At 61.0% G+C, this 25,606-nt stretch carries 23 protein-coding genes; 10 read left to right on the top strand and 13 right to left on the bottom strand.

What is annotated here, in order from left to right; translation table 11 throughout:
* The first annotated feature begins 19 nt into the window (after positions 1-19).
* The gene (locus WH299_RS02825; RefSeq protein WP_339549605.1) at positions 20-1,321 is read left to right on the top strand and encodes a protein kinase; all 1,302 of its coding nucleotides are present in this window, start codon (positions 20-22) and stop codon (positions 1,319-1,321) included.
* A 122-nt stretch (positions 1,322-1,443) separates the two neighbouring features.
* On the opposite strand, the gene WH299_RS02820 is transcribed toward WH299_RS02825, so the two are convergent.
* Positions 1,444-2,151: a YebC/PmpR family DNA-binding transcriptional regulator gene (locus tag WH299_RS02820; protein WP_028616915.1), complete on the bottom strand. Its 708-nt coding sequence runs from the start codon at positions 2,149-2,151 to the stop codon at positions 1,444-1,446.
* A 99-nt stretch (positions 2,152-2,250) separates the two neighbouring features.
* The gene (locus tag WH299_RS02815; RefSeq protein WP_339549551.1) at positions 2,251-3,108 is read right to left on the bottom strand and encodes a LysR substrate-binding domain-containing protein; all 858 of its coding nucleotides are present in this window, start codon (positions 3,106-3,108) and stop codon (positions 2,251-2,253) included.
* 110 nt (positions 3,109-3,218) lie between these two features.
* Between WH299_RS02815 and WH299_RS02810 the strand changes: the two genes are divergently transcribed.
* The 3 genes from WH299_RS02810 (at position 3,219) to WH299_RS02800 (ending at position 5,917) form a co-directional block, all read left to right on the top strand.
* Complete coding sequence (locus tag WH299_RS02810) at positions 3,219-4,367, top strand: 2-aminoethylphosphonate--pyruvate transaminase (protein ID WP_339549550.1); 1,149 nt, start codon at positions 3,219-3,221, stop codon at positions 4,365-4,367.
* A 50-nt stretch (positions 4,368-4,417) separates the two neighbouring features.
* A complete protein-coding gene (gene phnX, locus WH299_RS02805; RefSeq protein WP_339549549.1) occupies positions 4,418-5,245 on the top strand; it encodes a phosphonoacetaldehyde hydrolase in 828 nt (275 codons plus the stop codon).
* Positions 5,246-5,359: 114 nt separating this feature from the next.
* Positions 5,360-5,917 carry a cytochrome b gene (locus WH299_RS02800; protein WP_339549548.1) on the top strand — a complete coding sequence of 186 codons (558 nt, stop codon included), beginning with the start codon at positions 5,360-5,362 and terminating at the stop codon, positions 5,915-5,917.
* Here the strand turns inward: WH299_RS02800 and WH299_RS02795 are convergent.
* Complete coding sequence (locus tag WH299_RS02795; protein ID WP_122729179.1) at positions 5,907-6,791, bottom strand: pyridoxal-phosphate dependent enzyme; 885 nt, start codon at positions 6,789-6,791, stop codon at positions 5,907-5,909. The two genes, WH299_RS02800 and WH299_RS02795, sit on opposite strands and share 11 nt — an antisense overlap.
* Positions 6,792-6,848: 57 nt before the next feature.
* A complete protein-coding gene (locus tag WH299_RS02790) occupies positions 6,849-8,888 on the bottom strand; it encodes an NADPH-dependent 2,4-dienoyl-CoA reductase (protein WP_122729181.1) in 2,040 nt (679 codons plus the stop codon).
* Positions 8,889-9,099: 211 nt separating this feature from the next.
* On the opposite strand from WH299_RS02790, the gene WH299_RS02785 reads away from it, so the two are divergent.
* Both WH299_RS02785 and WH299_RS02780 read left to right on the top strand, forming a co-directional pair.
* Positions 9,100-10,230, top strand: coding sequence for a carbon-nitrogen hydrolase family protein (locus WH299_RS02785; RefSeq protein ID WP_339549547.1), 1,131 nt, complete (start codon positions 9,100-9,102; stop codon positions 10,228-10,230).
* Positions 10,227-11,255, top strand: a complete 1,029-nt coding sequence (locus WH299_RS02780) for an AraC family transcriptional regulator (protein WP_122729185.1) — start codon at positions 10,227-10,229, stop codon at positions 11,253-11,255. Before WH299_RS02785 ends, WH299_RS02780 begins: the two co-directional genes overlap by 4 nt.
* Before the next feature lie 8 nt (positions 11,256-11,263).
* On the opposite strand, the gene WH299_RS02775 is transcribed toward WH299_RS02780, so the two are convergent.
* On the bottom strand, positions 11,264-11,389 hold the full coding sequence (locus WH299_RS02775) for a hypothetical protein (RefSeq protein WP_256656620.1): 126 nt from the start codon (positions 11,387-11,389) through the stop codon (positions 11,264-11,266).
* A gap of 200 nt (positions 11,390-11,589) precedes the next feature.
* Between WH299_RS02775 and WH299_RS02770 the strand changes: the two genes are divergently transcribed.
* Complete coding sequence (locus WH299_RS02770; protein ID WP_339549546.1) at positions 11,590-12,594, top strand: transketolase-like TK C-terminal-containing protein; 1,005 nt, start codon at positions 11,590-11,592, stop codon at positions 12,592-12,594.
* A gap of 65 nt (positions 12,595-12,659) precedes the next feature.
* On the opposite strand, the gene WH299_RS02765 is transcribed toward WH299_RS02770, so the two are convergent.
* The gene (locus WH299_RS02765) at positions 12,660-13,130 is read right to left on the bottom strand and encodes a MarR family winged helix-turn-helix transcriptional regulator (protein WP_122729189.1); all 471 of its coding nucleotides are present in this window, start codon (positions 13,128-13,130) and stop codon (positions 12,660-12,662) included.
* A 146-nt stretch (positions 13,131-13,276) separates the two neighbouring features.
* On the opposite strand from WH299_RS02765, the gene aceE reads away from it, so the two are divergent.
* The gene (gene aceE, locus WH299_RS02760; protein WP_339549541.1) at positions 13,277-15,937 is read left to right on the top strand and encodes a pyruvate dehydrogenase (acetyl-transferring), homodimeric type; all 2,661 of its coding nucleotides are present in this window, start codon (positions 13,277-13,279) and stop codon (positions 15,935-15,937) included.
* A gap of 1 nt (position 15,938) precedes the next feature.
* Here the strand turns inward: aceE and WH299_RS02755 are convergent, their stop codons facing one another.
* Together WH299_RS02755 and WH299_RS02750 are read right to left on the bottom strand one after the other, a co-directional pair.
* Entirely contained in the window at positions 15,939-16,724 is a 786-nt protein-coding gene (locus WH299_RS02755; protein WP_122729193.1) for a DUF2242 domain-containing protein, read from the bottom strand.
* Between the two features lie 89 nt (positions 16,725-16,813).
* Positions 16,814-17,713, bottom strand: a complete 900-nt coding sequence (locus WH299_RS02750; protein ID WP_122729195.1) for a LysR family transcriptional regulator — start codon at positions 17,711-17,713, stop codon at positions 16,814-16,816.
* A 119-nt stretch (positions 17,714-17,832) separates the two neighbouring features.
* Between WH299_RS02750 and WH299_RS02745 the strand changes: the two genes are divergently transcribed.
* The gene (locus tag WH299_RS02745; protein WP_339549540.1) at positions 17,833-19,005 is read left to right on the top strand and encodes an MFS transporter; all 1,173 of its coding nucleotides are present in this window, start codon (positions 17,833-17,835) and stop codon (positions 19,003-19,005) included.
* Here the strand turns inward: WH299_RS02745 and WH299_RS02740 are convergent.
* Both WH299_RS02740 and WH299_RS02735 read right to left on the bottom strand, forming a co-directional pair.
* Positions 18,985-19,509, bottom strand: coding sequence for a GNAT family N-acetyltransferase (locus WH299_RS02740; RefSeq protein ID WP_122729199.1), 525 nt, complete (start codon positions 19,507-19,509; stop codon positions 18,985-18,987). The genes WH299_RS02745 and WH299_RS02740 overlap by 21 nt on opposite strands.
* An 89-nt stretch (positions 19,510-19,598) precedes the next feature.
* Positions 19,599-20,093, bottom strand: coding sequence for a DUF2938 domain-containing protein (locus WH299_RS02735; RefSeq protein WP_339549539.1), 495 nt, complete (start codon positions 20,091-20,093; stop codon positions 19,599-19,601).
* Between the two features lie 79 nt (positions 20,094-20,172).
* Here WH299_RS02735 and WH299_RS02730 point away from each other — a divergent pair, with 79 nt between their 5' ends.
* Positions 20,173-20,613: a helix-turn-helix domain-containing protein gene (locus tag WH299_RS02730; RefSeq protein WP_122729203.1), complete on the top strand. Its 441-nt coding sequence runs from the start codon at positions 20,173-20,175 to the stop codon at positions 20,611-20,613.
* Positions 20,614-20,661: 48 nt separating this feature from the next.
* Here WH299_RS02730 and WH299_RS02725 read toward each other — a convergent pair whose 3' ends face one another.
* The 3 genes from WH299_RS02725 to lon form a co-directional block, all read right to left on the bottom strand.
* On the bottom strand, positions 20,662-22,536 hold the full coding sequence (locus tag WH299_RS02725) for a SurA N-terminal domain-containing protein (RefSeq protein ID WP_122729205.1): 1,875 nt from the start codon (positions 22,534-22,536) through the stop codon (positions 20,662-20,664).
* Positions 22,537-22,766: 230 nt separating this feature from the next.
* Positions 22,767-23,039 (bottom strand): HU family DNA-binding protein, encoded by a 273-nt coding sequence (locus WH299_RS02720; RefSeq protein ID WP_003174819.1) that lies wholly within the window; start codon positions 23,037-23,039, stop codon positions 22,767-22,769.
* 148 nt (positions 23,040-23,187) lie between these two features.
* Positions 23,188-25,584, bottom strand: a complete 2,397-nt coding sequence (gene lon, locus WH299_RS02715) for an endopeptidase La (protein WP_028616934.1) — start codon at positions 25,582-25,584, stop codon at positions 23,188-23,190.
* Positions 25,585-25,606: the final 22 nt, after the last annotated feature.

The following is a 25,606-nucleotide window of genomic DNA, read 5'->3' as shown; positions in this document are numbered from 1 at the left end:
CCGAGTGACCACCCCGTTCATGCATACCCTCGCCCAACTCAAGGCCGGCCAACTGGCCGGTATCACCCGCCTGGACCTGTCCTGCGGGCTGACCGAATTCCCCCGGGAAATCTTCGAACTGGCCGACTCCCTGGAGATCCTCAACCTCAGCGATAACGCCCTGAGCAGCCTGCCCGACGACCTGCACCGGCTGCCCCACCTGCGCGTGCTGTTCTGCTCGGACAACCTGTTCACCGAGCTGCCGGCTTGCTTGGGCCAATGCGCCAAACTGAGCATGATCGGCTTCAAGGCCAACCAGATCAGCCACGTGCCTGCCGCCGCGCTGCCGCCGTTGTTGCGCTGGTTGATCCTGACCGATAACCGGATCAGCCAGTTGCCCGATGAACTGGGCAAGCGACCGCTCCTGCAAAAGCTGATGCTGGCCGGCAACCAACTGGCGCACTTGCCAGAAAGCCTGGCCAACTGCCATAACCTCGAATTGCTGCGCATCGCCTCCAACCGCTTCACCCAACTGCCGGAATGGTTACTGACACTGCCAAGCCTGACTTGGCTGGCCTATGCCGGCAACCCTGTGGAAATGGCCGTGGACGTAACGGGTGATGACGCTACGCCGAATATTCCCTGGCCAGAGCTGGAACTGGCCGAAGTCCTTGGCGAAGGCGCTTCCGGCATTATCCGCAAGGCCCTGTGGAAACCGTCAGGCCAGCCCGTCGCGGTCAAACTCTACAAAGGCACCATCACCAGCGATGGCTCGCCGCTGCACGAAATGCAGGCCTGCATCGCTGCCGGGCTGCACCCCAACCTGATCAAGGTAGAGGGCCGCGTGGTCGGCCACCCGGATGACCAAGCCGCACTGGTCATGGACCTGATCGACCCGAGCTACCGCAACCTTGCTGCCCTGCCGAGCCTGGCGTCGTGCACCCGCGACATTTATGAATCGGGAACTCGCTTCAGCCTGGAAGTGGCGCTGCGCATGGCGCGGGGCATCGCTTCGGTCGCCGCGCACCTGCACCGGCACGGCATCACCCACGGTGACCTGTATGGCCACAATATTCTGTGGAATGCAGCCGGCGACTGCTTGCTGGGGGATTTTGGCGCGGCGTCGTTTCATGCCACGGCGGATAGCGTGGAAACCAGGGCGTTGCAGCGGATTGAAGTGCGGGCGTTCGGGGTGTTGCTGGGGGAGTTGTTGGAGCGGGTTGATGAACAGGTGAGCAGCAAGTTGTTGATGCTCCAAGAACGGTGCTGCCAGCCTGATGTGATGGCACGGCCGGGGTTCGAGGAAATCGAAGCGCTGCTGCAATCTATCCAGCGCCACTAAACCAGTGTGGGAGCGGGCTTGCTCGCGAATGCGGTGTATCAGTCAATAAATATGTCGACTGACACTGCGCATTCGCGAGCAAGCCCGCTCCCACAGTTGGACCCCATTTATCCAGCTACAAATCAGCCCGCCAACCCGACAAACATATCCTGCACGTCATCATGGTTGTCCAAGCCTTCGAGGAAGGCTTCAACCTCAGCCATCTGCTCATCGCTCAAACCGCTCACCGGGTTCTTCGAGAGGTAGCCCAGCTTGGCTGACAGCACGGTGAAACCCTGCTCCGGCAAGGCTTTCTGTACGGCGTCGAGGTCGGTGGTCTCGGTGATGAACAAGGTGGTGCCCTCTTCTTCGCCGTCTTCGAAATCCTGGGCGCCAGCTTCAATGGCGGCCATTTCCGGATCGGCGTCCGGGCTGTCCGGCGAGGCTTCGATCAGGCCGACGTGGTTGAAGTCCCAGGCCACGGAACCGGAAGCGCCCAGTTGGCCTTTGCGGAAGGCCACGCGGATTTCCGCCACCGTGCGGTTGATGTTGTCGGTCACGCACTCGACGATCAGCGGCACCTGGTGCGGCGCAAAGCCTTCGTAGGTGACGCGGTGGTATTGCACGGTTTCGCCGAGCAGACCGGCGCCTTTCTTGATGGCGCGGTCCAGGGTTTCCTTGGGCATCGAGGCCTTTTTGGCCTGTTCCACCACCAGACGCAGGTGGGCGTTGGTGGAGGTGTCGGCGCCGTTGCGGGCGGCGATGGTGATTTCTTTCACCAGCTTGCCGAAGATCTTGCCCTTGGCATTGGCTGCCGCTTCTTTATGTTTGACTTTCCACTGTGCGCCCATGACTCACTCTCTTCTGTCCATCGCGCCCAAACGTCTACTGGCCGGCGCTTTGGGGGCAGAGTTTATAGCGCAAAAACGCAACGTTCCACCAAAAAACCGTCAGGGCGCCAACTCGAAAAACGCCTGAATCAAGCGCAACGACCGACGCCGCTCCATGCAACCGAGCATGTGCCGGTTAACCAGCCCGTTGCCCTGGATCGGCACGGCGCGCACGCGCGGGTCCGGGCTGACCTCCATCGACGACACCACGCCTACGCCCAATTCAGCGGCAACGGCTTCGGTCACCGCCTCGCGGCTGTCCAGTTCCAGCAGCACCTTGGGCTGTACACCGACAGCCAGGCAAGCGTCATCGAACGTACGCCGGGTGATGGAACTCGGCTCGCGCAGCACCATGATCACCTCATTGAGTTGCTCCAGGCGGATCCCCTTGGGCAGCGCGGCCCACGGGTGACTGGCCGGCACCAGCGCGCAAATCCGTGACTCGCTCAAAGGCTGCAGATGCAGGCCGTTGCGCGGTTGCACCTCCGTCAGCACCGCCACATCCGCATGCTCAGACAGCAACGCAGCCAGGGTTTCCCTGGCATTGCCCAAGCGCAGGTTGACGGTGATGCCGGGGTAGCGCGCACGCAGGCTGGCGATCATCGGCATCACCAGGTGCGGGCCGTCGGCCGCGACTTCCAGGCGCCCAATGAGCAATTGGCGGTTGGCCTCGAGCATCGTCTGCGCTTCGTCCACCAGGCCGAAGATGGCCCGGGTGATAGCCGCCAACCGCGCGCCCTCCTCCGTCAATTCCACGCGTCTGGCGGTGCGGCGCAACAACGGGATCTGATAGTGCTCTTCCAGCGCCTTGATATGCCCGGTCACCGCAGGCTGGCTGATAAACAACCGCGCCGCCGCACGGGTAAAACTGCCCTCGCGGGCCACGGCATCGAATGCACGCAGTTGAAACAGGTTCATAGCTATCGGCCTCACTGATAGCTCGCATAACAACAAACAATTTGATTGATGACAAGCCAAACTGCAATTTAGGCGCCGTAGATTCATCCGATGCTTCGCAAGGACTTGTAATGACGACGCCCATCCTGCTCACGCCCGGCCCGCTGACCACCTCCGCCCGCACCCGCCAGGCCATGATGGTGGACTGGGGTTCATGGGACGACCGCTTCAACCGCCTCACCGCCAGCGTCTGCGAACAATTACTGGCAATCATCGACGGCTTGGCCAGCCACCATTGCGTGCCGTTGCAAGGCAGCGGCACCTTCGCCGTCGAAGCCGCCATCGGCACCCTGGTGCCGCGTAACGGCAAGGTGCTGGTGCTGATCAACGGCGCCTACGGCAAGCGCCTGGCAAAAATCTGTGAAGTGCTCGGCCGCGACTTCAGCACCTTTGAAACCGCCGAGGACGAACCCACCACCGCCGCCGATGTGGACGGTCTGCTGCAAGCCGACCCGGCCATCACCCACGTCGCACTGATCCACTGCGAAACCAGCACCGGCATTCTCAACCCCCTGGCCGAGATCGCCCAAGTAGTCAAAACCCACGGCAAGCGCCTGATCATCGACGCCATGAGTTCGTTTGGAGCGCTGCCGATCGATGCCCGCGAAGTACCCTTCGATGCGCTGATCGCCGCGTCAGGCAAGTGCCTGGAAGGCGTGCCGGGAATGGGTTTTGTCTTCACCGATAAACAGGCGCTGGCCGCGGCCCAAGGCAATTGCCACTCCCTGGCGTTGGACCTGTTCGACCAGAACGCCTACATGGCCAAGACCGGCCAATGGCGTTTCACCCCGCCGACCCATGTAGTCGCAGCCCTGCACGAAGCGCTGCTGCAATACGTCGAGGAAGGCGGTTTGCCCGCCCGCCATCAACGCTATGCACGCAATTGCCAGGCACTGCTCGACGGTATGGCCGAACTGGGCCTGCGCAGCTTCCTACCGACTGAAATCCAGGCGCCAATCATCGTCACTTTCCACGCCCCGCAGGACCCGCGCTACCAGTTCAAGGACTTCTACGAACGGGTCAAGGCCAAGGGTTTCATCCTTTATCCGGGCAAGTTGACCCAGGTGGAAACCTTCCGCGTGGGCTGCATCGGGCAGGTGGATGCGACGGACATGCAAGCAGCCGTCGCCGCGATCGCGCAAGTACTGCAGGACATGAATGTGCTCCAACCTGTGGGAGCCGGCTTGCCGGCGATCACCGGCGACGCGGTCATTCTGTAAAACCTCATTTTCGTTCATCGCTGGCACGCCAGCTCCTACAGGATTTGTGTATGAACTATCAGAACCCCAACACCCTTCAGGCGGTGATCCTCGACTGGGCCGGCACCGTGGTCGACTTTGGCTCCTTCGCCCCCACGCAGATCTTTGTCGAAGCCTTCGCCGAATTCGACGTGCAAGTCTCCATCGAAGAAGCCCGTGGCCCAATGGGCATGGGCAAGTGGGACCACATCCGCACCCTTTGCGACCAGCCGCAGGTCGCCGAGCGCTACCACAAGGCTTTTGGCCGTACGCCGACCGATGACGACGTGACAGCTATCTACCAGCGCTTCATGCCCTTGCAGATCGAGAAGATCGCCGAACACTCGGCGCTGATCCCTGGCGCCCTCGACACCATCGCCCGGTTGCGTGTGCAAGGCATCAAGATCGGTTCCTGCTCCGGCTACCCCAAGCAAGTCATGGATAAAGTCGTCGCCCTGGCCGCCACCAACGGCTATATCGCCGACCATGTGGTCGCCACCGACGAAGTGCCCAACGGTCGCCCATGGCCGGCCCAGGCTCTGGCCAACGTCATCGCCCTAGGCATTGACGATGTGGCGGCGTGCGTGAAGGTCGACGACACCGTGCCGGGCATCCTCGAAGGACGGCGCGCCGGCATGTGGACCGTGGCCCTGACCTGCTCCGGCAATGCGCTGGGCCTGACCTACGAGCAGTTTCGCAGCTTGGATGCCACGACCCTGGCCAGCGAGCGCAAACGGATCGAGGCGATGTTCGAAGGCTCGCGCCCGCACTACCTGATCGACACGATCAATGACCTGCCTGCGGTCATCACCGACATCAACGCACGGCTGGCCCGTGGGGAAATGCCGCAGAGCCACTGACCGAGGTCAAAACCAGGGCACTTACGCCAGGCAAACCGCGCAAAACCGGCATACAGTTAAAGGACTCCATCACCAAAGAATGGAGGTTTGCCCTGATGAGTGAGGAACCCAGCGATGCCGTGGAAAAACTCCGATACACGTTACAGCACCATGTCAATCACGTTGCACTGGTTGATGGTGGTGCTGCTGGCGGTGGTCTACGCCTGCATTGAGTTACGCGGCCAATTTCCCAAAGGCAGCGGTGCACGAACGTTGATCGTCGAGATGCACTTTATGTTCGGCCTCACCGTGTTTGTGCTGGTGTGGCTGCGGTTGTTCGCACGCAGCCTGGGAGTGGCGCCGAAGATCGTACCGGCGCCGCCGCAATGGCAAAGCCTGTTGGCGACCCTGATGCACTTCGCACTCTACGCGTTGATGATCGGCATGCCGATTGCCGGTTGGCTGATCGTCAGTGCCGAGGGGCATTCGGTGATGTTCTACGGGATGGAATTGCCGCCGTTGATCGGTGAGAACAAAGCACTGGCCAAGGAGATCGAAGGCTGGCATGTGTGGTTCGGCAAGGTCGGTTATTGGCTGATCGGGCTGCATGCGCTGGCGGGGATTGCCCACCATTACATCCTGCGGGACAACACGGCGTTGCGCATGATGCCGGGCAAGCGCGCTAACCCGTGAAGCCCCGGTTGCCCTGAAGGCCGCCGGTGTGAACGAAGATCAGGCGAGTGCCGGGGGTGAAGCGCCCGGCCTCGATCTGCGCCTTCAAGGCCAGTAACGCCTTACCGGTGTAGAGCGGCTCCAGGGGCAAGCCACAAGCCTGTTGCGTGGCGTCGATGAAGTCGAGCAGCACCGGGTCGACTTTGCCGAAGCCACCTCGGCTGGCGTTCAGCAGCTCATAGCCGCCCTGCACGAGGGCATCGACGTTCTGTGCCACGCCGTGGTCGTCCGGCACCGCCATGGCGCCATACACCCGGTGCGCGCCCGCCTCTGCCAACACCAACCCCGCCAAGGTGGTCCCCGTACCCGCCGCCAACCACCACGCGTCGTAATCCGCCCAGCCCAGTGCGGGCAACTGCGCGCGAGCCTGATTGACCAGCACACCACAGCCAATCGCACCGGCGAGTCCACCACCGCCTTCGGGCACGGGATGAAGATGCGGGTATCGCTCGCGCCAAGGTTGCCAAAAACCCGACTCATGCCGCGCACGATAGCCGCCATAGCCCAGCCAATACAGCTGCATGCCGAAGGCTTTCAGGTCTTGGATTGTGGGGTTGTCTTGAGGATGCCCCCGCAGCAGGCCCACCGTGGGAAAACCGAAACGCTTCCCCGCCGCCGCCAGCGCATGCAGATGGTTGGAGTAGGCACCGCCCAGGCTGATGATGCCGCGCGCATCTGGCGTCTGCGCCAAGTGCCCGGTGAGCTTGAACCACTTGTTGCCGCTGATCAGCGGGTCGATGCGGTCCAGGCGCAACACGGCCAGCTCGACGCCTTTCAGCCAATCCAGGCGCACAGGTTCAAGCGGTGCATGGGGAAGCCAATCGAAGGGGCCCATCGGAGGGAGTCTGCGTGAAAAACGGGGCGGTAGTCTAACACCGCCCCGTTCCGGGTCTTACAGCTCGGCGGCGAGGCGCGAGCCTTGGTTGATGGCGCGCTTGGCGTCCAGCTCGGCCGCCACATCGGCACCGCCGATCAGGTGCACGTTCTGGCCGGCCGCGACCAAGCCATCCTGCAATTCGCGCAGCGGGTCCTGGCCGGCGCAAATGACGATGTTGTCCACCGCCAGCACCTGCGGTTCGCCCTCGGCACCTATGCGGATATGCAGACCTTCATCGTCGATCTTCAGGTATTCGACGCTGTTGAGCATTTGCACCTGTTTGTTCTTCAAGCCGGTACGGTGGATCCAGCCGGTGGTCTTGCCCAGGCCATCGCCGACCTTGGAGGTCTTGCGCTGCAGCAGGAACACGTCGCGCGCCGGGGCATGCACCTGGGCCTTGATCCCAGCCACACCGCCACGGGCTTGCAGTTGGGTGTCGATGCCCCACTCCTTCCAGAACGCTTCGCGGTCAAGGCTGGTGGACACGCCCTGGTGCACGAGGAATTCCGACACGTCAAAACCGATACCGCCCGCGCCGATCACCGCAACGCGCTTGCCCACGGGCTTGCGTTCCAGGATCACGTCCAGGTAGCTCAGCACCTTGGCGTTGTCGACGCCTGGAATCGCCGGGGTACGCGGCGCAATGCCGGTGGCGAGGATGATCTCGTCGTAACCGCCTGCCGTCAGTTGCGCCACATCGACGCGGGTGTTGAGGCACAGCTCGACGTGGGTGGTCTGCAATTTGCGCTTGAAGTAGCGCAGAGTTTCGAAAAACTCTTCCTTGCCCGGCACACGCTTGGCGATGTTGAACTGGCCGCCGATTTCGCTGGCGGAATCGAACAGGGTCACTTGATGCCCGCGCTCTGCCGCCACCGTGGCAGCCGCCAGGCCCGCAGGACCGGCGCCCACCACGGCGATCTTCTTGATCTGTTTGACCGGCAGGTAATTGAGTTCAGTCTCGTAGCACGCCCGCGGGTTGACCAGGCAGGTGGTCAACTTGCCGCCGAAGGTGTGGTCCAGGCACGCCTGGTTACAGCCGATGCAGGTGTTGATCTCATCGGCACGCCCGGCGGCAGCCTTGTTGACGAAGTCCGGGTCGGCCAGGAATGGCCGCGCCATAGAGACCATGTCGGCATCGCCTTCGGCGAGGATCTGCTCGGCGATTTCCGGGGTGTTGATACGGTTGGTGGTGATCAGTGGAATCTGCACCGCACCGCGCAGCTTGGCGGTGACTTTGCTGAACGCCCCACGGGGCACCTTGGTGGCGATGGTCGGGATGCGCGCTTCGTGCCAGCCGATCCCGGTGTTGATGATCGTCGCGCCAGCACCTTCGATGGCCTTGGCCAACTGCACGATTTCTTCCCAGGTGCTGCCGCCTTCCACCAGGTCCAGCATCGACAGGCGGAAGATGATAATGAAGTTCGGGCCCACGGCCTCGCGCACACGGCGCACGATTTCCACGGCCAGGCGCATACGGTTTTCGTAGCTGCCGCCCCAGCGGTCGGTACGGTGGTTGGTGTGAGCGGCGAGGAATTGGTTAATGAAATAACCTTCGGAGCCCATGATTTCCACGCCGTCGTACTCGGCGACCTGGGCCAGCAACGAGCAGGTGACGAAATCCTGGATCTGCTTTTCGATGCCCTCTTCGTCCAGTTCCTTGGGTTTGAACGGGTTGATCGGCGCCTGGATCGCACTCGGTGCTACTTGCTTGGGGCTGTAGGCATACCGGCCGGCGTGGAGGATCTGCATGCAGATCTTGCCGCCGGCTTCGTGCACGGCCTGGGTCACGATCTTGTGTTTCTGCGCTTCTTCGTCGGTGGTCAGCTTGGCCGCACCGGCATACACACCGCCCTCATCATTCGGGCCGATGCCGCCAGTGACCATCAAGCCCACGCCGCCACGGGCGCGCTCGGCAAAGTAAGCCGCCATGCGTTCGAAACCGCCGGGCTTTTCTTCCAGGCCGGTGTGCATCGAACCCATCAGGGTACGGTTGCGCAAGGTGGTAAAACCCAGGTCCAACGGGGCCAGCAGGTGCGGGTAGGCAGCAGCGGTCATGGTCAAGCTCCACAACGGATCATCACGGGACGTGGAAGGCTCGAATGGCCTGCCATCGGTTTATGTCCCACAGACTAAGAGGCGGTGGACGACGGCTCAATGACCGAAACTGACAAGTTATTGATCCAAATGCACAGCGCCCCTTGGCAAGCCGGCTTATGGGCCCTACCCTAGTCGCGAACCCTGCACACGGTCTGTTGTCTGTTCCCCCATGCGTAAACTTCTCGCTTTTACCGTCACCATGGCCCTGGTTGCCGCCGTCGCCGCGTATCTGGTCTGGACCCAGGAGCGCCCCGTGGCGCATTACCTGTCGGACCTGCGTATCACCCTCGCCGTCAACGAAGGCCTGCCAGCCGACCGTGGCAACTTGCTGGGCATCCAGCCGGAGCTGTTCCCGGCCGACTACCAGAGCCTGGAACGCCTGCACTTGAAGCTCGCGGCCTACCTGCAAAAAGCCCGCGACCAAGGGCTGATCAACGACAAGACCATCGTGGTTCTGCCCGAACACATCGGTACCTGGTTGATGCTCACTGGCGAAAAGAACGAGGTGTACCAGGCCCTCCACGCCAAAGATGCAATGAATTGGTTGTCGGTCAGCAACCCGCTGCTGTTCGCCCGCGCCTGGATCAGTGCCACCGGTGACAACCGCACCGATGACGCCTACCTGCGCATGAAAGCCGACGGCATGGCGCGGGACTACCAAGTGCTGTTCGGCGGCCTGGCCAAGGAGTTCGGCGTTACGTTGGTCGCCGGCTCCATCACCCTGCCAAACCCAAGGGTGAGCCAGGGCCAACTGCGGGTTGGCCATGGCGCCTTGTACAACGCCAGCGTGGTGTTTGCCGCCGATGGCTTGCCGATCGGCAACCCGCAACGCCAGCTTTACCCGATCTACGACGAACGTGGCTTTATCGAGCCCGGTGACGAAAATGTCGTCAGCGTGGTCGACACTCCGGCTGGCCGCTTGGGCGTACTGGTGGGCAGCGACAGCTGGTACCCGGACAACTACCGCAAGCTCAACGAACAAGGCGCACAGTTGATCGCAGTGCCGGCCTTGGTACTGGGTCGCGATACCTGGGATCGCCCTTGGCGCGGCTTCAAAAGCGTGTCGACCCCGACCGAAATCAGCCTCAAGCCCGAAGAACTCAGTGAGGGCGAAGCCTGGCGTCGCCTCACGTTGATCAGCCAGCAACCCATCAGCCAGGCCAGCGCCGGCATGAGCGTGTTCCTGCGCGGGCAATTCTGGGACCTGGGCACTGCCGGGCACAGCTTTCTCAGCAGCAACGGGCAAATCAACGCCGATGGCGAAGCCCGTGGCGCACGCCTGTTGAATGTCTGGCTGTGAAGCCCGTACGGCTTGGGGATTTGTCGGTGGGCTTCGTGCACGCCCTGGCCGACGCCATCCACAGCCATGGCTTGGACCCGCAGCCACTGCTGCTGCAATACGGCCTCGACCCGGCACGTCTCGCCGAAGCGGGTGCCCGTTTGTCGATCCCGCGCTACATGCGCCTTGGCCATGCGGCCATCCAACTGACCGGCGACCCGGGCCTGGGACTGCGCATGGGCCAACTCAGCCGCCTGAGCCAAGGCGGACTGGCGGGCGTCACCGCCGCCCAGGCCCCCAACGTGCGCGAAGCGGCGCGTGCACTCACCCGCTTCGAAGCGCTGTACGGCTCCAATTACCGTGGACAGTCGAGCTTTGTCGAAGATGCTGAAGGCGCCTGGCTGCGCTTCTATTCCATCAGCCCCTATAACGCCTACAACCGCTTTGTGGTGGACTCGATCATCGCCGGCTGGCTGCATCAACTGTCGAGCCTGGCCCAGCAGCCGGTGCAGGCACAACGCATCGACATCGAATTTGAAGCGCCGGAGTACAGCGATCAGTACAGCATGCTGGGAGACATCCACTTCGGCGCCGAGGCCAACCAATTACGCCTCAACCAGCAGACCCTGGCCCTGCGCAACCCACAGCATTGCCCCAGCACCTGGAACCTGTTGTTACAACTGTGTGAGCGAGAGTTAGAGCAATTGACCCGCACCCGCAGCCTGCGCGAGCGCATTACCCGGTTGCTCGGGCCGATGCTCAATGGCGGCCGGGAACCCGACCTGGAAGAAGTGGCGGCACGCTTGAAGCTGCCTACCTGGACGCTGCGCCGCAAACTGGCCGACGAAGGCACACAGTTCCGCGCGATTCTCAACGATACCCGCCGCGACCTGGCCATGACCTACATCCGCGATACGGAACTGGCGTTCGGCGAGATCGCCTACTTGCTCGGTTTTGCTTCGGCCCAAGCGTTTCAACGGGCCTTCAGGCGCTGGAACAACCAGACCCCAGGGGAATTTCGCCGCAGTCAGCGGCATTCCGCCTGAAGCCGATGTTACAGCTCTGTTGCATCGTCTGCGGGTTCCAGCGGGTCCAACTCGATCGCGTGGTACTCAAGCAGTTCTTCCTGGTAATCGTCCATGGTGGACTCCTTCTTGACGTTAAAAGCGGCTGTGAACAAATGACCTGCACAGCCAGCCTAAAGTGCCGTCATGACGAAAAAATGTCTACGCCATGACGTTCCTGCACTTAAGGATTAAACGTAGCAGCGTTACCGGGATTTAGCACCTGGGCTTTGAGGAACTATTGCAATGATTGCAATTGCAATTATGTACAAATTTCCTTTAGGGTAATGGCATTCGTCGCCAGGTGAACCTCCCGATGTCCGCCACTACTGCACACGCCGCGCAACTCTGTATCGACGCATTGAACACCACCGCCACCGTCGACAGCTCACCGCTGTATACCGTGATGAGCATGGCCAACACCCTGGAATTCAGCCGCCAAGCCTGGGTGATTCGCGGCCAGTCACACTCCCGGCGTGTGGGTAACTGGCCCAGTTGGTTTGCACGCAATACTGCCGAAAAACCCTTGCTGTACCTGCACAGCGCGCACTCGTCGGCGCAGTTGAGTGCGTTGTCGGACGCCACACAACAGCGCGGCATCCTGTGCAACGACATCGAAAACCAACCCTCCCGGTGGCCCAAGGGCGCGCAGCCTTCCCTGCCGTTATGGCTCGCCACCCACCCGCGCTGCACGCCGTATGACCCGGCCTCCGGCGAGGAAGCCCGAGCGATTGTACTGGCGGCGTTGCGTGGCCTGTATGTCGACGGCAAACCCGGGTTCTATTACCTGGCCCTGCATGATCATGAAAGCGCGGCGCCCCTGAGTGAACAGGACCGAGAAGCCGCGCTCAAGGGCATGTACCGACTCCAACCTGACACCCCTGCGGATGTGCGACTGCTCGGCGCAGGCCGGGCGCTTGAAGAGGTGCTGCAGGCCAAGCAGCTGTTGGAACAGGACTGGGACATCACCGCGCAACTGTGGAGCTGCCCCAGCTACACACGACTGGCGCGTGAGGCTGCAGTGGCTGAACGCTGGAATCGCCTGCACCCCGGGGGGCTCAAGCGCAGTTGCCACCTGCGCGATTGCCTGGCCGGGAATGCAGCGCCAGTGATTGCAGTGACCGGCTATCCGCAGGCGATTGTCGATCAGTTAGCGGGGTATGTGGATGCACGGTTTGTGGCGCTGGGAGCGGGGTCGGTGCAGGCCAGGGCGCCGAGTCGGTATTGGATTGTGGTGATGGCGCTGCGGGCGTTGGCGGATGAAGGGCGTATCGATCCGCAGCAAGTGCAGATAGCGATGAACCGGTATCCACTCATATGAACGGGAACACGATTAAAAATGTGGGAGCGGGCTTGCTCGCTCCCACATTAGATCTTCAGCACATTTCAGGTTTTGCGCCGGCTGCGGGTCTGTACCCCAGCCTCCATCGCCAGCCCCGCTGTGCGCTCCAGCGCATCGGCAAACCCTTGGCGCTGCCCCGGCTCGATCTGTGACAGGAACAGCTCATCCACCGTGCTTTCGTAGATCTTCCACATCTTTTTACGCAGCACCCGACCGGCCTCGGTGATCGAGGCGAATGCCGCCCGGCCATCCCCGTCGGAGCGCGAACGTACCACCAGGCCGTCTTTTTCCAGGCGGTCGACCAGACGCGTGAGGTTGTAGCGTTCGATGGCCAGCACATCAGCCAATTCGTGCATGCGGCGAGTGCCGTCGGGGCCGCTTTCCAAGCCCCACAGAGCGTCATACCAGGCATACGGCGGCAGGTCCGCCTCGGCCAGGCGACGCTCGATTTCACGGATGACCGTCCTGTGAGCCCTGACAAAACGGAACCATACATCAGGCTCTTTCGACGACATGCAACACCATCCGGGACATTCCAAGAAGGTTGCAATAGTAGCTCATCTCGCGCTAGATTCGGTCATGTAGTTGCAATTGCAATTACTTTAGTCGGTACTCCCACAAGGAGCCTGCCACTTGAAATCCGCCTACCCTGGAGCCTCATATGACCCCGAACAACGCAGTCAGACGCGACGATGATCCACAGGAAACCCGCGAATGGCTCGAGTCCATCGAATCGGTGCTGTCCACCGAAGGCCGCCCGCGCGCGCACTACCTGATCGATCAGTTGCTGGATTTCGACGTGGCGCGGCATGGCGACTTCTACGGGCGGGTCACCACCCCTTACGTCAACACCCTCCCGGTGGACCGGCAACTGCCCTACCCCGGCAACCTGGCCATCGAACGTCGCATCAACGCCTATATCCGCTGGAATGCCATGGCGATGGTGCTCCGCGCAGGTAAACACTCTGGTGTCGGCGGGCATATTGCGACCTATGCGTCAGCCGCGGTGCTGTATGACGTAGGCTTCGATCACTTCTTCCGTGGGCGTACCGATACCTTTGACGGCGACCTGGTGTACATCCAGGGCCACTCCTCCCCCGGCATCTATGGCCGCGCCTACCTGGAAGGCCGCATCAGCGAAACTCAACTCGACAACTTCCGTCGCGAGGCCGGTGGCGAGGGCATCTCATCCTACCCGCACCCACGACTGATGCCGGACTTCTGGCAATTTCCCACCGTGTCCATGGGGCTCGGGCCCATCACCGCCGCTTACCAGGCGCGTTTTATGCGCTACCTGGAATTGCGTGGCCTCAAGCAACACCAGGGGCGCAAGGTCTGGGCCTTCCTCGGTGATGGCGAAATGGACCAACCGGAATCACTGGCGGCCATCTCCCTGGCCGGACGCGAGAAACTCGACAACCTGATCTTCGTGGTCAACTGCAACCTGCAACGCCTGGACGGCCCCGTGCGCGGCAATGCCAAGGTGATCCAAGAGTTTGAAAGCCTGTACCGCGCCGCCGGCTGGAACGTGATCAAAGTGATCTGGGGCGGTGGTTGGGATGCGCTCTTGGACAAAGACACGAACGGGCTGCTGCGCCAACGCATGATGGAATGCGTGGATGGCGACTATCAGAACTACAAATCACAGAACGGCGCCTACGTACGCGAACATTTCTTTGGCAAATACCCGGAATTACTAGCGTTGGTTGCAGATATGTCCGACGACGAAATATGGAAACTCTCACGAGGCGGGCACGACCCGGACAAGGTCTACAACGCCTACGCCGCTGCCGTACGCCACACTGGCCAGCCCACTGTGATCCTGGCGAAAACCGTCAAGGGCTTTGGCATGGGTGAAGCCGGTGAAGGCCAGAACATCAACCACCAGCTCAAGAAGATGGGCGCAGAGGCAGTAAGAGCTTTCCGCGACCGCTTCGGCCTGGAAGTGGCCGACGACCAGCTTGCCGACATTCCGTACATCAAACCTGCCGCTGACAGTGAAGAAGCCCGCTACTTCGCTGCACGCCGCCAGGCCTTGGGCGGCTATGTACCAGCACGACACAGCGCGGTCGAATCGTTGCAAATCCCTGAGCTGAGCGCCTTTTCTACCCAGCTCAAGGACACGGGCGAGCGCTCGATCTCCACCACCATGGCCTTTGTGCGTATCCTCGGCACCCTGCTCAAAGATCCGCATCTGGGCAAACTGATCGTGCCCATCGTGCCAGACGAGTCGCGCACCTTTGGTATGGAAAGCCTGTTCCGTCAGATCGGTATCCACTCCGCCGTGGGCCAGCTCTATACCCCACAGGATGCAGGGCAACTGAGCTACTACAAGGAAAGCAAAGACGGGCAGATCATGCAGGAAGGCCTGAATGAGTCCGGCGCCATTTCCTCATGGATTGCGGCCAGTACGTCCTACAGCAACCACGGCCTGATGACGGTGCCGTTCTATATTTTCTATTCGATGTTCGGCTTCCAGCGGGTCGGCGACCTCGCCTGGGCGGCAGGCGATGCGCGTGCGCGTGGTTTCCTGCTGGGCGCTACGGCCGGACGCACCACGCTGATGGGTGAAGGCTTGCAGCACGACGATGGGCACAGTCACATCCTGTCGTCGGTTATCCCGTGCTGCGTGTCCTACGACCCGACGTTTGCCTACGAGTTGGCAGTGATCATTCACGAGGGCATGCGGCGCATGTATGTGCAACAGGAGGACATCTACTACTACATCACCCTGCTCAACGAAAACTACCCGCACCCGGTAATGCCAGAAGGGGTGGAAGACGGCATTCTCAAGGGGATGTACCGGCTGAGTGGAAGCAACCAGGCGCAGGTGCAACTGATGGGCAGTGGCTCAATCCTGCGCGAGGTGATGGCTGCGGCTGACCTGCTGGAAAAGGACTTCGGCGTGCGCAGCAATGTATGGAGCGCAACCAGCCTCACCGAATTGCGCCGTGAGGGGCAAGAGGTGGAGCGCTGGAACCTGCTACACCCGGATAGCGAGCCACGAATGAGCTATGTGGAGCAATGCCTGGCCGGGCAAACCGGGCCGGTGGTGGTGGCGACCGACTACATGAAGCTCTTCGCCGATCAGATCCGCGCCTTCATTCCCGGTCGGCGTTTTGTAGCGCTGGGCACGGACGGCTTCGGGCAATCGGATACCCGTGAAACCCTGCGGGCGTTCTTTGAAGTGGACCGGCACTTCATCGTACTGGCGGCCTTGAAGGCACTGGCGGATGACGGCGTCATAGGGCGTGAAAAAGTCAGTGAAGCCATCAGCCGCTACGGGATCAACGTCGACAAGGCGAATCCCGTAGCGGTCTGAGTTACTGCGCAGGCGTCGGCAGCGGCGGAATGGCTTCTGTCGGCGGTGGCAGCTCGGGATTGGTTGGCGCAGGTGCAGGCTCGGCCTGCGGTGCAATCGGCGCAGCCTCGACAGGAGGTGCCACCGGCTGTGACACAGTGGGCTCTTCCTTCGGCGGCTCGACTTTCTCGGCGACGGGCTCGGCGACGGGTGCGGCCTTAGGCTCCGGCACGCCAAGCTCAGCCTTGGGCTTCTCAGGAATGTTCTCGGCCTTTTTCACCTCTTGCGGCAGGAACACATCCACCAGCGCAAAGTAACGCTCGTAGAACTTCGGCGCGGACACGGTCTCGCTCGCCACTTTCACCATGGAGTCATCGGTGGAGCCGATCGGCATCGACACCGAGCCCAGCACGCCCACACCCAGGCTCGCGGAGTTGTTGACCTTCTTCAGCGCGTAGCGATCCTGCAAGGCGTTGGCGAACATCGTCGAATGGTGGGTGCCTTTGCCATCATCGGCACACACCACATTGAAGCTGATCTGCAAGTGGGTCTCACCGGTCTGCTGGAAGCTCTTGTTGCCCACCACCAGTTTCGGGTCGCTGCTGGTGATGATGTAGCCCTGGCTCAGCAAGGCACGCCGCGCGGCTTCACACGCTGCGACGTCCGTGACCGGGTAATCCCTGGAAAACGTGCCGGAGTCGTCGAAATTCTCATGTTCATAAATGGCGGTCTTGGGTGACGAGCAGCCCGCGGCGCCCGCCAGCACCAGCGCCAGCCCGAGGCTACGCAAGTGAAATGATGTCGACATTGAAAATCCTGAGGAAAACGGTCCGGGCGGTATTGTGCAACAGAACACGGCCTTGGCGCGCGCATTCCTGTCGGTAAAACGTCACTGCCTTACACGACACTGCCCGTAGGAAACAGCCCGGCACACATATGATCAATAAACACGCGCAGTTTGGCCGAAGCGTGGCGACTGGATGGCCAGAGCATCCAGAAACTGCCGCGGTGCTCCAGATAATCATCCAGCACCCTTTGCAGGCGTCCCTCGCGCACGGCTTGGTTGACCATGTAGTCCGGCAAGCAGGCAATGCCCAAGCCTTCGTGCACCACGTGGTTGAGGGACTCGATGGTGGTACTTACCAACGGCGCACGCAAGATGGGCTCGGCGGCACCCGGTGCAAGCCGCAATGGCCAAGGTTCCAGCTTGCCGGTCGCGCAGAACTTGTGGCGCAGGCAGGCATGCTCGCGCAAGTGCTGCGGCTGTAGCGGAGTGCCATATTCGCGAAAATAGCCCGGCGTGCCCACCAGCACCAACTGGTAATGCCCCAGATGACGGGCCATCAGCCGCGAATCTTCTGGCTTGCCGGTGCGAATCACCGCGTCGAACCCTTCCTCGATCACGTCCACCATGCGGTCGGAAAAATCCACATCCAGCTCGATGTCCGGGTAGGCGCGCATGAAATCGCTGAGCACCGGCATCAGCAAGCCACGCACTTGCGGCAGGCTGATACGCAACTTGCCCCGAGGGGTGGCGCTGGCTTCGCTCAACTCTCGCTCGGCGGCTTCGACCTCGGCCAGGATGCGTCGCGAGCGCTCAAGGAACAGCGCGCCTTCGCTGGTCAAGGTGATGCTGCGGGTGCTGCGGTGAAACAACCGCACACCCAGGCGCTCTTCCATCCGCGCGATGCTTTTGCCGATGGCCGAAGACGATACGCCCAGCACCCGCCCGGCGGCGGTGAAGCTGCGGGTCTCCGCGACCTGCACGAATACGGAAAGGCTGCCCAGGCTGTCCATGAAAGGGTCCTCGATGATTGCGGACATTCAAGTCCGATAAGTTCGGAACCTTAGCCTGTTTTTCCGCCAGACACAGCCCCCTACTCTGGCGCCTTGCCCTCTTGCATGGACAGAGCACGATGACTGCCCTCACCGATTCCCCCGTAAACGCCCGACCCGAAACACTGCCGCTGGGCGGTCTGCTTGCCCTGGCCAGCGCCGGCTTCATCACTATCCTCACCGAAGCCATGCCCGCCGGGCTCCTACCGCAAATAGGCGAAGGACTGGCCGTATCGCCCGCACTGGTCGGTCAAATGGTCACGCTGTACGCACTGGGGTCACTGCTGGCGGCCATTCCACTGACGCTGTTGACCCGAGGCTGGCGACGTCGCCCCTTGCTACTGCTGGCCATCGGCGGCTTCGCCTTGGTCAACAGCGTGACCGCCGTTTCCAGTCACTACGGGCTGACCCTGGTGGCGCGCTTTTTTGCCGGTGTATTTGCCGGCCTGCTGTGGGCGCTGCTGGCCGGTTATGCCAGCCGGATGGTTGCGCCACACCTGCAAGGCCGGGCAATTGCAGTGGCCATGCTTGGCGCACCGCTGGCGCTGTCGCTGGGTGTACCCGCAGGCACCTTCCTCGGGGCCGCCGTTGGCTGGCGCCTGAGCTTTGCGATCATGACCGGACTGACGCTGGTGCTGTTGGTATGGGCGCGCTGGCAACTCCCAGACTTCGCAGGCGAACCGGCAGGAAAACGCTTGGGATTGCATCAAGTGCTGAAGTTGCCGGGCATTCGTCCGGTGCTATGGGTGACGTTCACCTACGTACTGGCCCATAACATTCTCTACACCTACATCGCGCCGCTGCTGGCGCCAGCAGGAATGGCTGTCGATATCGACCAGGTGCTGCTGGTGTTCGGCCTTGCGGCGTTATTGAGCATATGGCTGGCTGGCGTGCTGATTGATCGATGGCTGCGCGTGCTGCTGCTGATCAGTTGCGCGATGTTTGGCCTGATTGCCTTGGCGCTGGCGTTCTGGATCAACCTGCCAGCGGTCATCTACGTCGCCGTGGCGTTATGGGGCCTGGCGTTCGGCGGGTTGCCCGCATTGCTGCAAACGGCACTGGCCCAATCGGCGGGCAAATCGGCCGATGCCGCGCAATCGATGCTGGTGACCTTCTGGAACCTGGGCATAGCGGGCGGCGGCGTGGCAGGCGGGGTGTTGCTGCAGGGTTGGGGCGTCGGCGCATTTGCCTGGGCAGTCATGCTGCTGATGTTGCTGGCCTTTGCCGGTGCGCTAAAGACTGCGCCCCAATAACTGGCCCGGCCACCCCTCCACGTCGAACGTTGAGAGGCGCTCATACCCACAAGACTCATAAAACCGCACCAGATCGCCGCTCCCACCACCGTAGCAATCTACCCGCAAACGCTGCACTCCCAAGGCACGGGCGCGCTCATCGGCGAAAGCCATGAGACGCCGGCCCAGGCCACGTACACCGCTATCGCGTGCGGCGATCAGCAGACGCACGTACACCTCCGGCTCAGTTGCCGCAGGCACATAGGGCATAGGCTCACCCAGGACCAATGCTGCGTGAATGCGCCCGTCAGGGCCTTCCACGACCCAAGCGCCGGGCAATGCGCAAGCTTCAGTCACCTGCACGACGCGCCGGGGCGACGTCGACCAGGGCTCAGTGCCCCATTGGCCATGGTTGCCGATGGCGACAAACCAGGCAATCACCTCGTCGAACACCTGCAATACGGCCACAGCGTCCTTCGCGCTGGCACGGCGGATCGCCAAACTGTCGCTTCCTTGAGTCCACATGTTTGAACACTCCTTCGTCAGTGGCCCTCCAGCATCCCTGTTAAACACAACTGGATACAAGTCCTCATCGCACAGTACTGCTGCCTTACCTACCCCACTGTTTGCGCAAGCGTCGCAGCCGAAAGGTACAAACCGCCACCAAACACGCCATGAGACACCAAGCTTCGCAGGCGATTTCTCCAAGGCGTGGCCGTGCGAGACGCCGCCACACCCGCGCCCATGGCCGGCTGCAGGACGAAGTAAGGAATCACCACCGTGACCGTGCCCACTATCAGCGCAGGCCACCACGTAGGCACATGCAACCATTGCACGCCGTAGAGGCCCACCAGCAGCGCCGCAAAGGCGATGCCGACGGCATAGTGAATCACCCACCCCAAGGAGGCTTCCCCACGTACCGGCGTCGCCTTGCCGATACTGGCATGGGCGAACGTGCCACGACCAAGGTGGCCCGCCCATCGACCCACCATGGCGTAGTCTAGCGTCGCAACTCCCAAGGTTTTCAGGAGCAGCGACCACACGTCCATCACGACGGTCGCACCCACTCCGACCAATACCAACCTGACGCCTTCTGCCATCGACAACATTGCCTGCCCTCTGATTGATGAGACTCTCGTTCACAGGCAGGATAGAAGTTGAAGTCAACTTCAAGTCAAGGGATGCATCATGGATATCTCAGAAGTGGCCCGACGTACCGGACTACCCTCTTCCACCGTGCGGTTCTATGAAAAGACCGGGTTGATCGCCGCGACCAGCGCACCCGGCGAACGACGGCACTTCAAACCCGATGTGCTCGATCAGTTGGCGCTGATTGCCCTTGGGCAAGCTGGCGGCCTGTCCCTGGACGAGATCCGCAGCATGCTCCCCTTCGAGGGCCCATTGCAGGTGGACAGGCAGCTGTTGCTGGACAAGGCCGACAGCATAGACGCGACCATCAAGCGCCTGAAAGCGATGAGCCTCGGATTGCGCCACGCTGCAGAGTGCCCCGCGACTGACCATGGCCAATGCCCGAACTTCCAGCGTCTGCTAAAAGTCGCCGCAGGCAGACTGAAAAGGAGCAGGACGACGGGGGCCTCACAAGCGAGCAGCCCACTCCAGCGCCCATAAAAAAGCCCCCGGTCTTTTCAGGCCGGGGGCTTCTTGTTTAAACCGACATCAGAACTTCTTGATGTCAGCCTTGGTTTCCAACTGCTTGCGGTACGCCGCGAAGTCCTGCTGACCGACACGGGAGGCGAGGAAGCGGCGGTATTGCGCCTTTTCTTCGTCCGTTGGGGCCGCGGCTTCGTTGACGCCGTTCAAGCGCACGATCACCAGGCTACCATCCGCCAGGCTCACAGTGGTGAAGGTCGGCTTGTCCTTGGCCGCAGGCTTGGGCATGCGGAACAAAGCTTGCAGCACGGCAGGGTCGATCGCTTCCTGGCTACGGGTAGCCGCTTCAGTGACCTTCCACGCCTGGCCGTCGACCGGCTGGTTCAGCGGGGTCTTGCCATCACGCAGGCTGGCGATCAGCTCGTCAGCATGAGCCTTGGCAGCCGCGCTGGCGCGCTCCTTGGCCATCTGCGTGCGAATCGCCGCATTGACGCTTTCCAGCGGCAATTGCGCAGGCTTCAGGTGCTCTTTGGCACGCAGCACGATGATGGTTTCCGGGTCCAACTCGATGGCGGTGCTGTTGGCACCTTCATCCAACACCTCCGGGCTGAACGCAGCAGTGACCACGGCACGGTTGGCCGCAACACCTTCGCCACCGTCACGGCCAAACGGCGCGGAGGTGTGAACGGTCAGCTTCAGGTCGGACGCCGGCTGGGCCAGGTCGGAGGCTTCGAATGCCGCATCTTCCAATTGCTTGGTCGCTTCAACAAAACGCTGCTCAACCTGTTGGGTTTTCAGCTCTTTGGTCAGCTTGTCTTTCAGGCTGGCAAACGTCGGCACTTGCGGTGCCTCAACGCCCAACAGCTTGATCAGATGCCAACCGAAGGTGCTGCGCACCGGTGCCGAGACCTGGTCTTTGTTCAACGCGTACAAGGCGGTTTCGAAGTCCGGGTCGTAGACGCCTGGGCCGGCAAAGCCGAGGTCGCCGCCACTGTTGGCCGAACCCGGATCCTGGGAGAACTCCTTGGCCAGGGCTTCGAACTTCTCACCCTTGGCCAGGCGTGCCTGGATCTCCTCGATCTTGGCCTTGGCTTGCGCGTCGGTGACCTTGTCGTTGACTTCAATCAGAATGTGCGCGGCACGACGCTGTTCAGCGAGGTTTGCGGTTTCTTTCTGGTAGGCCGCCTGCAGCTCCTCGTCCTTCACGCTGACCTGGTCGAAGAAGGAAGACTTCTTCAGTTCCAGATAATCGATGACCACCTGGTCCGGAGTCATGAACTCTTTGGCGTGCTGGTCGTAGTAAGCCTTGACCTCATCGTCGGTGAGTTTCACCGCGGCAGGGTTGGCCTTGATGTTGACGGTGGCGAAGTCGCGGGTCTGTTTTTCCAGACGCGCAAATGCCAGCACTTCGGAATCGGTGACGAAACCGCTGCCGGCAATACCTGCGCGAACCTGGCCGATCAGCATTTCCTGGGTCAGCATCTGACGGAATTGCATACGGCTGTAGCCGAGTTGACGGATCACCTGGTCAAAGCGTTCGGCGCTGAACTTGCCGTCCACCTGGAATTCCGGCGTCTGCAGGATCACTTGGTCAAGCGCGGCTTCAGAGAAGCCAAACTTGGAATCGGCGGCGCCTTGCAGCAGCAGCTTGCGATCGATCAGGCCCTTGAGGGCCGCTTCGCGCAGCAGTTTTTCGTCCAGCAGGGAAGCATCGAAATCCTTGCCCAGCTGTTGCATCAGCTGGCGACGTTGCATGTCGACGGCCTGGCTCAGCTCGGTCTGGGTGATTTCTTCACCGTTGACCTTGGCCACGTCCTGCTTACTGTTACCCGAAGCCTGGAAAATGGCCTCGATACCGGTGAACGCCATCAATGCGACGATGATCCCGATAATGGTCTTGGCAATCCAGCCTTGTGAATTGTCCCTGATATTTTGCAGCATGCGTCCCCCAGAAACGGTTGAACTTCAGAAATTGGCAACCGTGGAGCGTGGGTAGAGTACGGATATAAGAAAGGCGCATCCAAGGATGCGCCTTCTCGCAACTGGCGGAGCGGACGAGGGCTTTGGTTCTCCCCCCGGCTTGGCGACCCGATGCATACACGGGTCTGCTGCCGCTCCGCTCCCAGGTTGAACCTGGGTTCGACCTGGGTAGGTAAAGGCTGTATCGAAGCTTAGTTAACGGCTTCTTTCAGGGCTTTACCGGCTTTGAAACCTGGTTTCTTGGCAGCAGCGATCTGCAGTGCTTTGCCAGTCTGTGGGTTACGGCCAGTGCGAGCTGGGCGGTCAGTCACAGAGAAAGTACCGAAGCCTACCAGTACCACGGAGTCGCCGGCCTTCAGAGCGCCAGTGACGGATTCGATTACTGCATCCAGCGCACGGCCAGCAGCAGCTTTCGGGATATCAGCGGATGCAGCGATAGCATCAATCAGTTCCGACTTGTTCACTCTAAGTCCCCTTATATATCTATTGAGTATGATTCTAAGTTTTTTGGTGAAAGCAAAAACCAGTGCTGAATGGCCTACAGACACTTAAGAGCCGCTTTATAACAAGGGCTCTAAAAAGCTGTCAAGGAAGCCCCCAGGCTTTAACACATTAATGCGTGCTAATTCTTTCCTTGGAATCAGACTCACGTTTTTCGTCCTTGGAAACTATCTCCGGAGCCACATCCGGCAAGGGCTCCGGCGCGTATTGCAGCGCAATTTGCAGGACCTCGTCAATCCATTTAACCGGTTTAATCTGCAGATCTTGCTTGATATTGTCTGGAATTTCCTTCAAGTCGCGAACATTCTCTTCAGGAATGATCACCGTCTTGATACCACCGCGGTGTGCAGCAAGCAATTTCTCTTTCAGACCACCGATGGCCAATACCTGGCCACGCAGGGTGATTTCCCCCGTCATGGCGACATCGGCGCGCACTGGAATGCCAGTCAATGCCGACACCAAGGCCGTACACATACCTACGCCAGCGCTAGGGCCGTCTTTCGGGGTCGCCCCTTCCGGCATGTGGATATGGGTGTCGTGCTTCTCATGGAAGTCCAGGGGGATCCCCAGGCTCTTGGCGCGGCTGCGCACCACGGTCTGCGCGGCAGTGATGGATTCAACCATCACGTCACCCAGGGAACCCGTCTTGATCAGTTGGCCTTTGCCAGGGATCACCGCGGCTTCGATGGTCAGCAATTCGCCGCCCACCTGAGTCCACGCCAGGCCAGTCACCTGCCCTACCTGATCCTGCTGCTCGGCCAGGCCATAGCGGAATTTCTTCACGCCCAGGAAGTGCTCCAGGGAATCGGCCGTGACCTTCACCGAGAAGCGTTTTTCCAGTGCATGCTCTTTGACCGCCTTACGGCAGATCTTCGCTATCTGGCGCTCCAGGCCCCGTACACCGGCCTCGCGGGTGTAGTAGCGCACGATATCGCGGATCGTCTCGACCTCAAATTCGATCTCGCCCTTCTTCAGGCCGTTGGCCGAAATCTGCTTGGGCGCGAGGTATTTGACGGCGATGTTGATCTTCTCGTCTTCGGTGTAACCCGGCAGACGAATCACTTCCATCCGGTCCAGCAGCGCCGGCGGGATGTTCATGGAGTTGGAGGTGCACAGGAACATTACGTCGGACAGGTCGTAGTCGACCTCCAGGTAATGGTCGTTGAAATTGTGGTTCTGCTCGGGGTCGAGCACTTCCAGCAAGGCAGAGGCCGGATCGCCACGCATGTCGCTGCCCATTTTGTCGATTTCATCGAGCAGGAACAGCGGGTTGCGCACGCCCACCTTTGTCATCTTTTGAATCAATCTTCCTGGCATCGAACCGATGTAAGTGCGGCGATGACCACGGATTTCCGCTTCATCACGCACACCACCGAGGGCCATGCGCACGAATTTGCGGTTGGTGGCGTTGGCAATCGACTCAGCCAGCGAGGTTTTACCCACGCCAGGCGGACCCACCAGGCACAACACCGGACCCCGAATCTTCTTCACGCGCTTTTGCACGGCAAGGTACTCGAGGATGCGTTCTTTGACTTCTTCGAGGCCATAGTGGTCGGCGTCAAGGATGTCCTCAGCGCGCGCCAGGTCCAGGCGCACTTTGGTCTGGGCCTTCCACGGCACTTGCACCAGCCAGTCGATGTAGGAGCGCACCACGGTGGCTTCGGCCGACATCGGCGACATCTGCTTGAGCTTGTTCAACTCAGCAGTGGCTTTGGTCAAGGCGTCTTTCGGCAGGCCGGCGGCGTCGATGCGCTTTTTCAGCTCTTCGATTTCGTTGTGGCCTTCCTCGCTGTCGCCGAGTTCTTTCTGAATGGCCTTCATCTGCTCATTCAGGTAGTACTCGCGCTGGCTGCGCTCCATTTGTTTCTTCACGCGACCACGGATGCGCTTCTCAACCTGCAACAGGTCGATTTCGGCATCCAGCAGCGCCAGCACGTGCTCGACACGCGCCGACAGGTCGATGATTTCGAGGATGTCTTGCTTCTGCTCGATCTTCAGCGCCATGTGCGCGGCCATGGTGTCGACCAGGCGACTTGGCTCATCGATGCTGTTGAGGGAAGACAGGACTTCAGCCGGGACTTTCTTGCCCAACTGCACATACTGCTCGAATTGCGAAAGCAGGCTGCGTACAAACACTTCGGATTCGCGCTCAGGGGCCTCGACTTCGTCGATCAGCGCCACTTCGGCGCGCAGGTGGCCGTCCACCTCCATAAAGCGCTCGACCGCACCACGCTGCTCACCTTCCACCAGCACCTTGACGGTGCCATCAGGCAGCTTGAGCAGTTGCAGTACGGTAGCAATGGTGCCGACACGATACAGGGCGTCTTCGCCTGGATCATCGTCAGCAGGATTCTTCTGGGCCAACAGCAGGATTTGCTTGTCGCCCGTCATCGCGGCCTCGAGGGCTTCGATAGACTTCTCGCGCCCCACAAACAGCGGGATAACCATGTGCGGATAGACGACGACATCACGCAACGGCAGGAGAGGCAATTCGATGGTGGTCTTCATGATTTCGCCTCTATGACAGATG

Source organism: Pseudomonas sp. MYb541 (assembly GCF_037479595.1).
GTDB classification, from domain to species: domain Bacteria; phylum Pseudomonadota; class Gammaproteobacteria; order Pseudomonadales; family Pseudomonadaceae; genus Aquipseudomonas; species Aquipseudomonas canadensis.
The sequence above is the reverse complement of the archived record's forward strand: the minus strand, read 5'-3'. Positions and strand labels throughout refer to the sequence as shown.

What these genes read in the sequence shown, in the direction of transcription:
- WH299_RS02825 (WP_339549605.1), top strand. Translation starts at nt 20, where the DNA reads ATGCATACCCTCGCCCAACTCAAGGCCGGCCAACTGGCCGGTATCACC.
- WH299_RS02740 (WP_122729199.1), bottom strand. Translation starts at nt 19,509, where the DNA reads ATGTGGACTCAAGGAAGCGACAGTTTGGCGATCCGCCGTGCCAGCGCG.
- WH299_RS02810 (WP_339549550.1), top strand. Translation starts at nt 3,219, where the DNA reads ATGACGACGCCCATCCTGCTCACGCCCGGCCCGCTGACCACCTCCGCC.
- WH299_RS02750 (WP_122729195.1), bottom strand. Translation starts at nt 17,713, where the DNA reads ATGGACAGCCTGGGCAGCCTTTCCGTATTCGTGCAGGTCGCGGAGACC.
- WH299_RS02790 (WP_122729181.1), bottom strand. Translation starts at nt 8,888, where the DNA reads ATGACCGCTGCTGCCTACCCGCACCTGCTGGCCCCGTTGGACCTGGGT.
- lon (WP_028616934.1), bottom strand. Translation starts at nt 25,584, where the DNA reads ATGAAGACCACCATCGAATTGCCTCTCCTGCCGTTGCGTGATGTCGTC.
- WH299_RS02770 (WP_339549546.1), top strand. Translation starts at nt 11,590, where the DNA reads ATGTCCGCCACTACTGCACACGCCGCGCAACTCTGTATCGACGCATTG.
- phnX (WP_339549549.1), top strand. Translation starts at nt 4,418, where the DNA reads ATGAACTATCAGAACCCCAACACCCTTCAGGCGGTGATCCTCGACTGG.
- WH299_RS02820 (WP_028616915.1), bottom strand. Translation starts at nt 2,151, where the DNA reads ATGGGCGCACAGTGGAAAGTCAAACATAAAGAAGCGGCAGCCAATGCC.
- WH299_RS02785 (WP_339549547.1), top strand. Translation starts at nt 9,100, where the DNA reads ATGCGTAAACTTCTCGCTTTTACCGTCACCATGGCCCTGGTTGCCGCC.
- WH299_RS02815 (WP_339549551.1), bottom strand. Translation starts at nt 3,108, where the DNA reads ATGAACCTGTTTCAACTGCGTGCATTCGATGCCGTGGCCCGCGAGGGC.
- WH299_RS02795 (WP_122729179.1), bottom strand. Translation starts at nt 6,791, where the DNA reads ATGGGCCCCTTCGATTGGCTTCCCCATGCACCGCTTGAACCTGTGCGC.
- WH299_RS02765 (WP_122729189.1), bottom strand. Translation starts at nt 13,130, where the DNA reads ATGTCGTCGAAAGAGCCTGATGTATGGTTCCGTTTTGTCAGGGCTCAC.
- WH299_RS02725 (WP_122729205.1), bottom strand. Translation starts at nt 22,536, where the DNA reads ATGCTGCAAAATATCAGGGACAATTCACAAGGCTGGATTGCCAAGACC.
- WH299_RS02730 (WP_122729203.1), top strand. Translation starts at nt 20,173, where the DNA reads ATGGATATCTCAGAAGTGGCCCGACGTACCGGACTACCCTCTTCCACC.
- WH299_RS02755 (WP_122729193.1), bottom strand. Translation starts at nt 16,724, where the DNA reads ATGTCGACATCATTTCACTTGCGTAGCCTCGGGCTGGCGCTGGTGCTG.
- WH299_RS02745 (WP_339549540.1), top strand. Translation starts at nt 17,833, where the DNA reads ATGACTGCCCTCACCGATTCCCCCGTAAACGCCCGACCCGAAACACTG.
- WH299_RS02800 (WP_339549548.1), top strand. Translation starts at nt 5,360, where the DNA reads ATGCCGTGGAAAAACTCCGATACACGTTACAGCACCATGTCAATCACG.
- WH299_RS02735 (WP_339549539.1), bottom strand. Translation starts at nt 20,093, where the DNA reads ATGTTGTCGATGGCAGAAGGCGTCAGGTTGGTATTGGTCGGAGTGGGT.
- aceE (WP_339549541.1), top strand. Translation starts at nt 13,277, where the DNA reads ATGACCCCGAACAACGCAGTCAGACGCGACGATGATCCACAGGAAACC.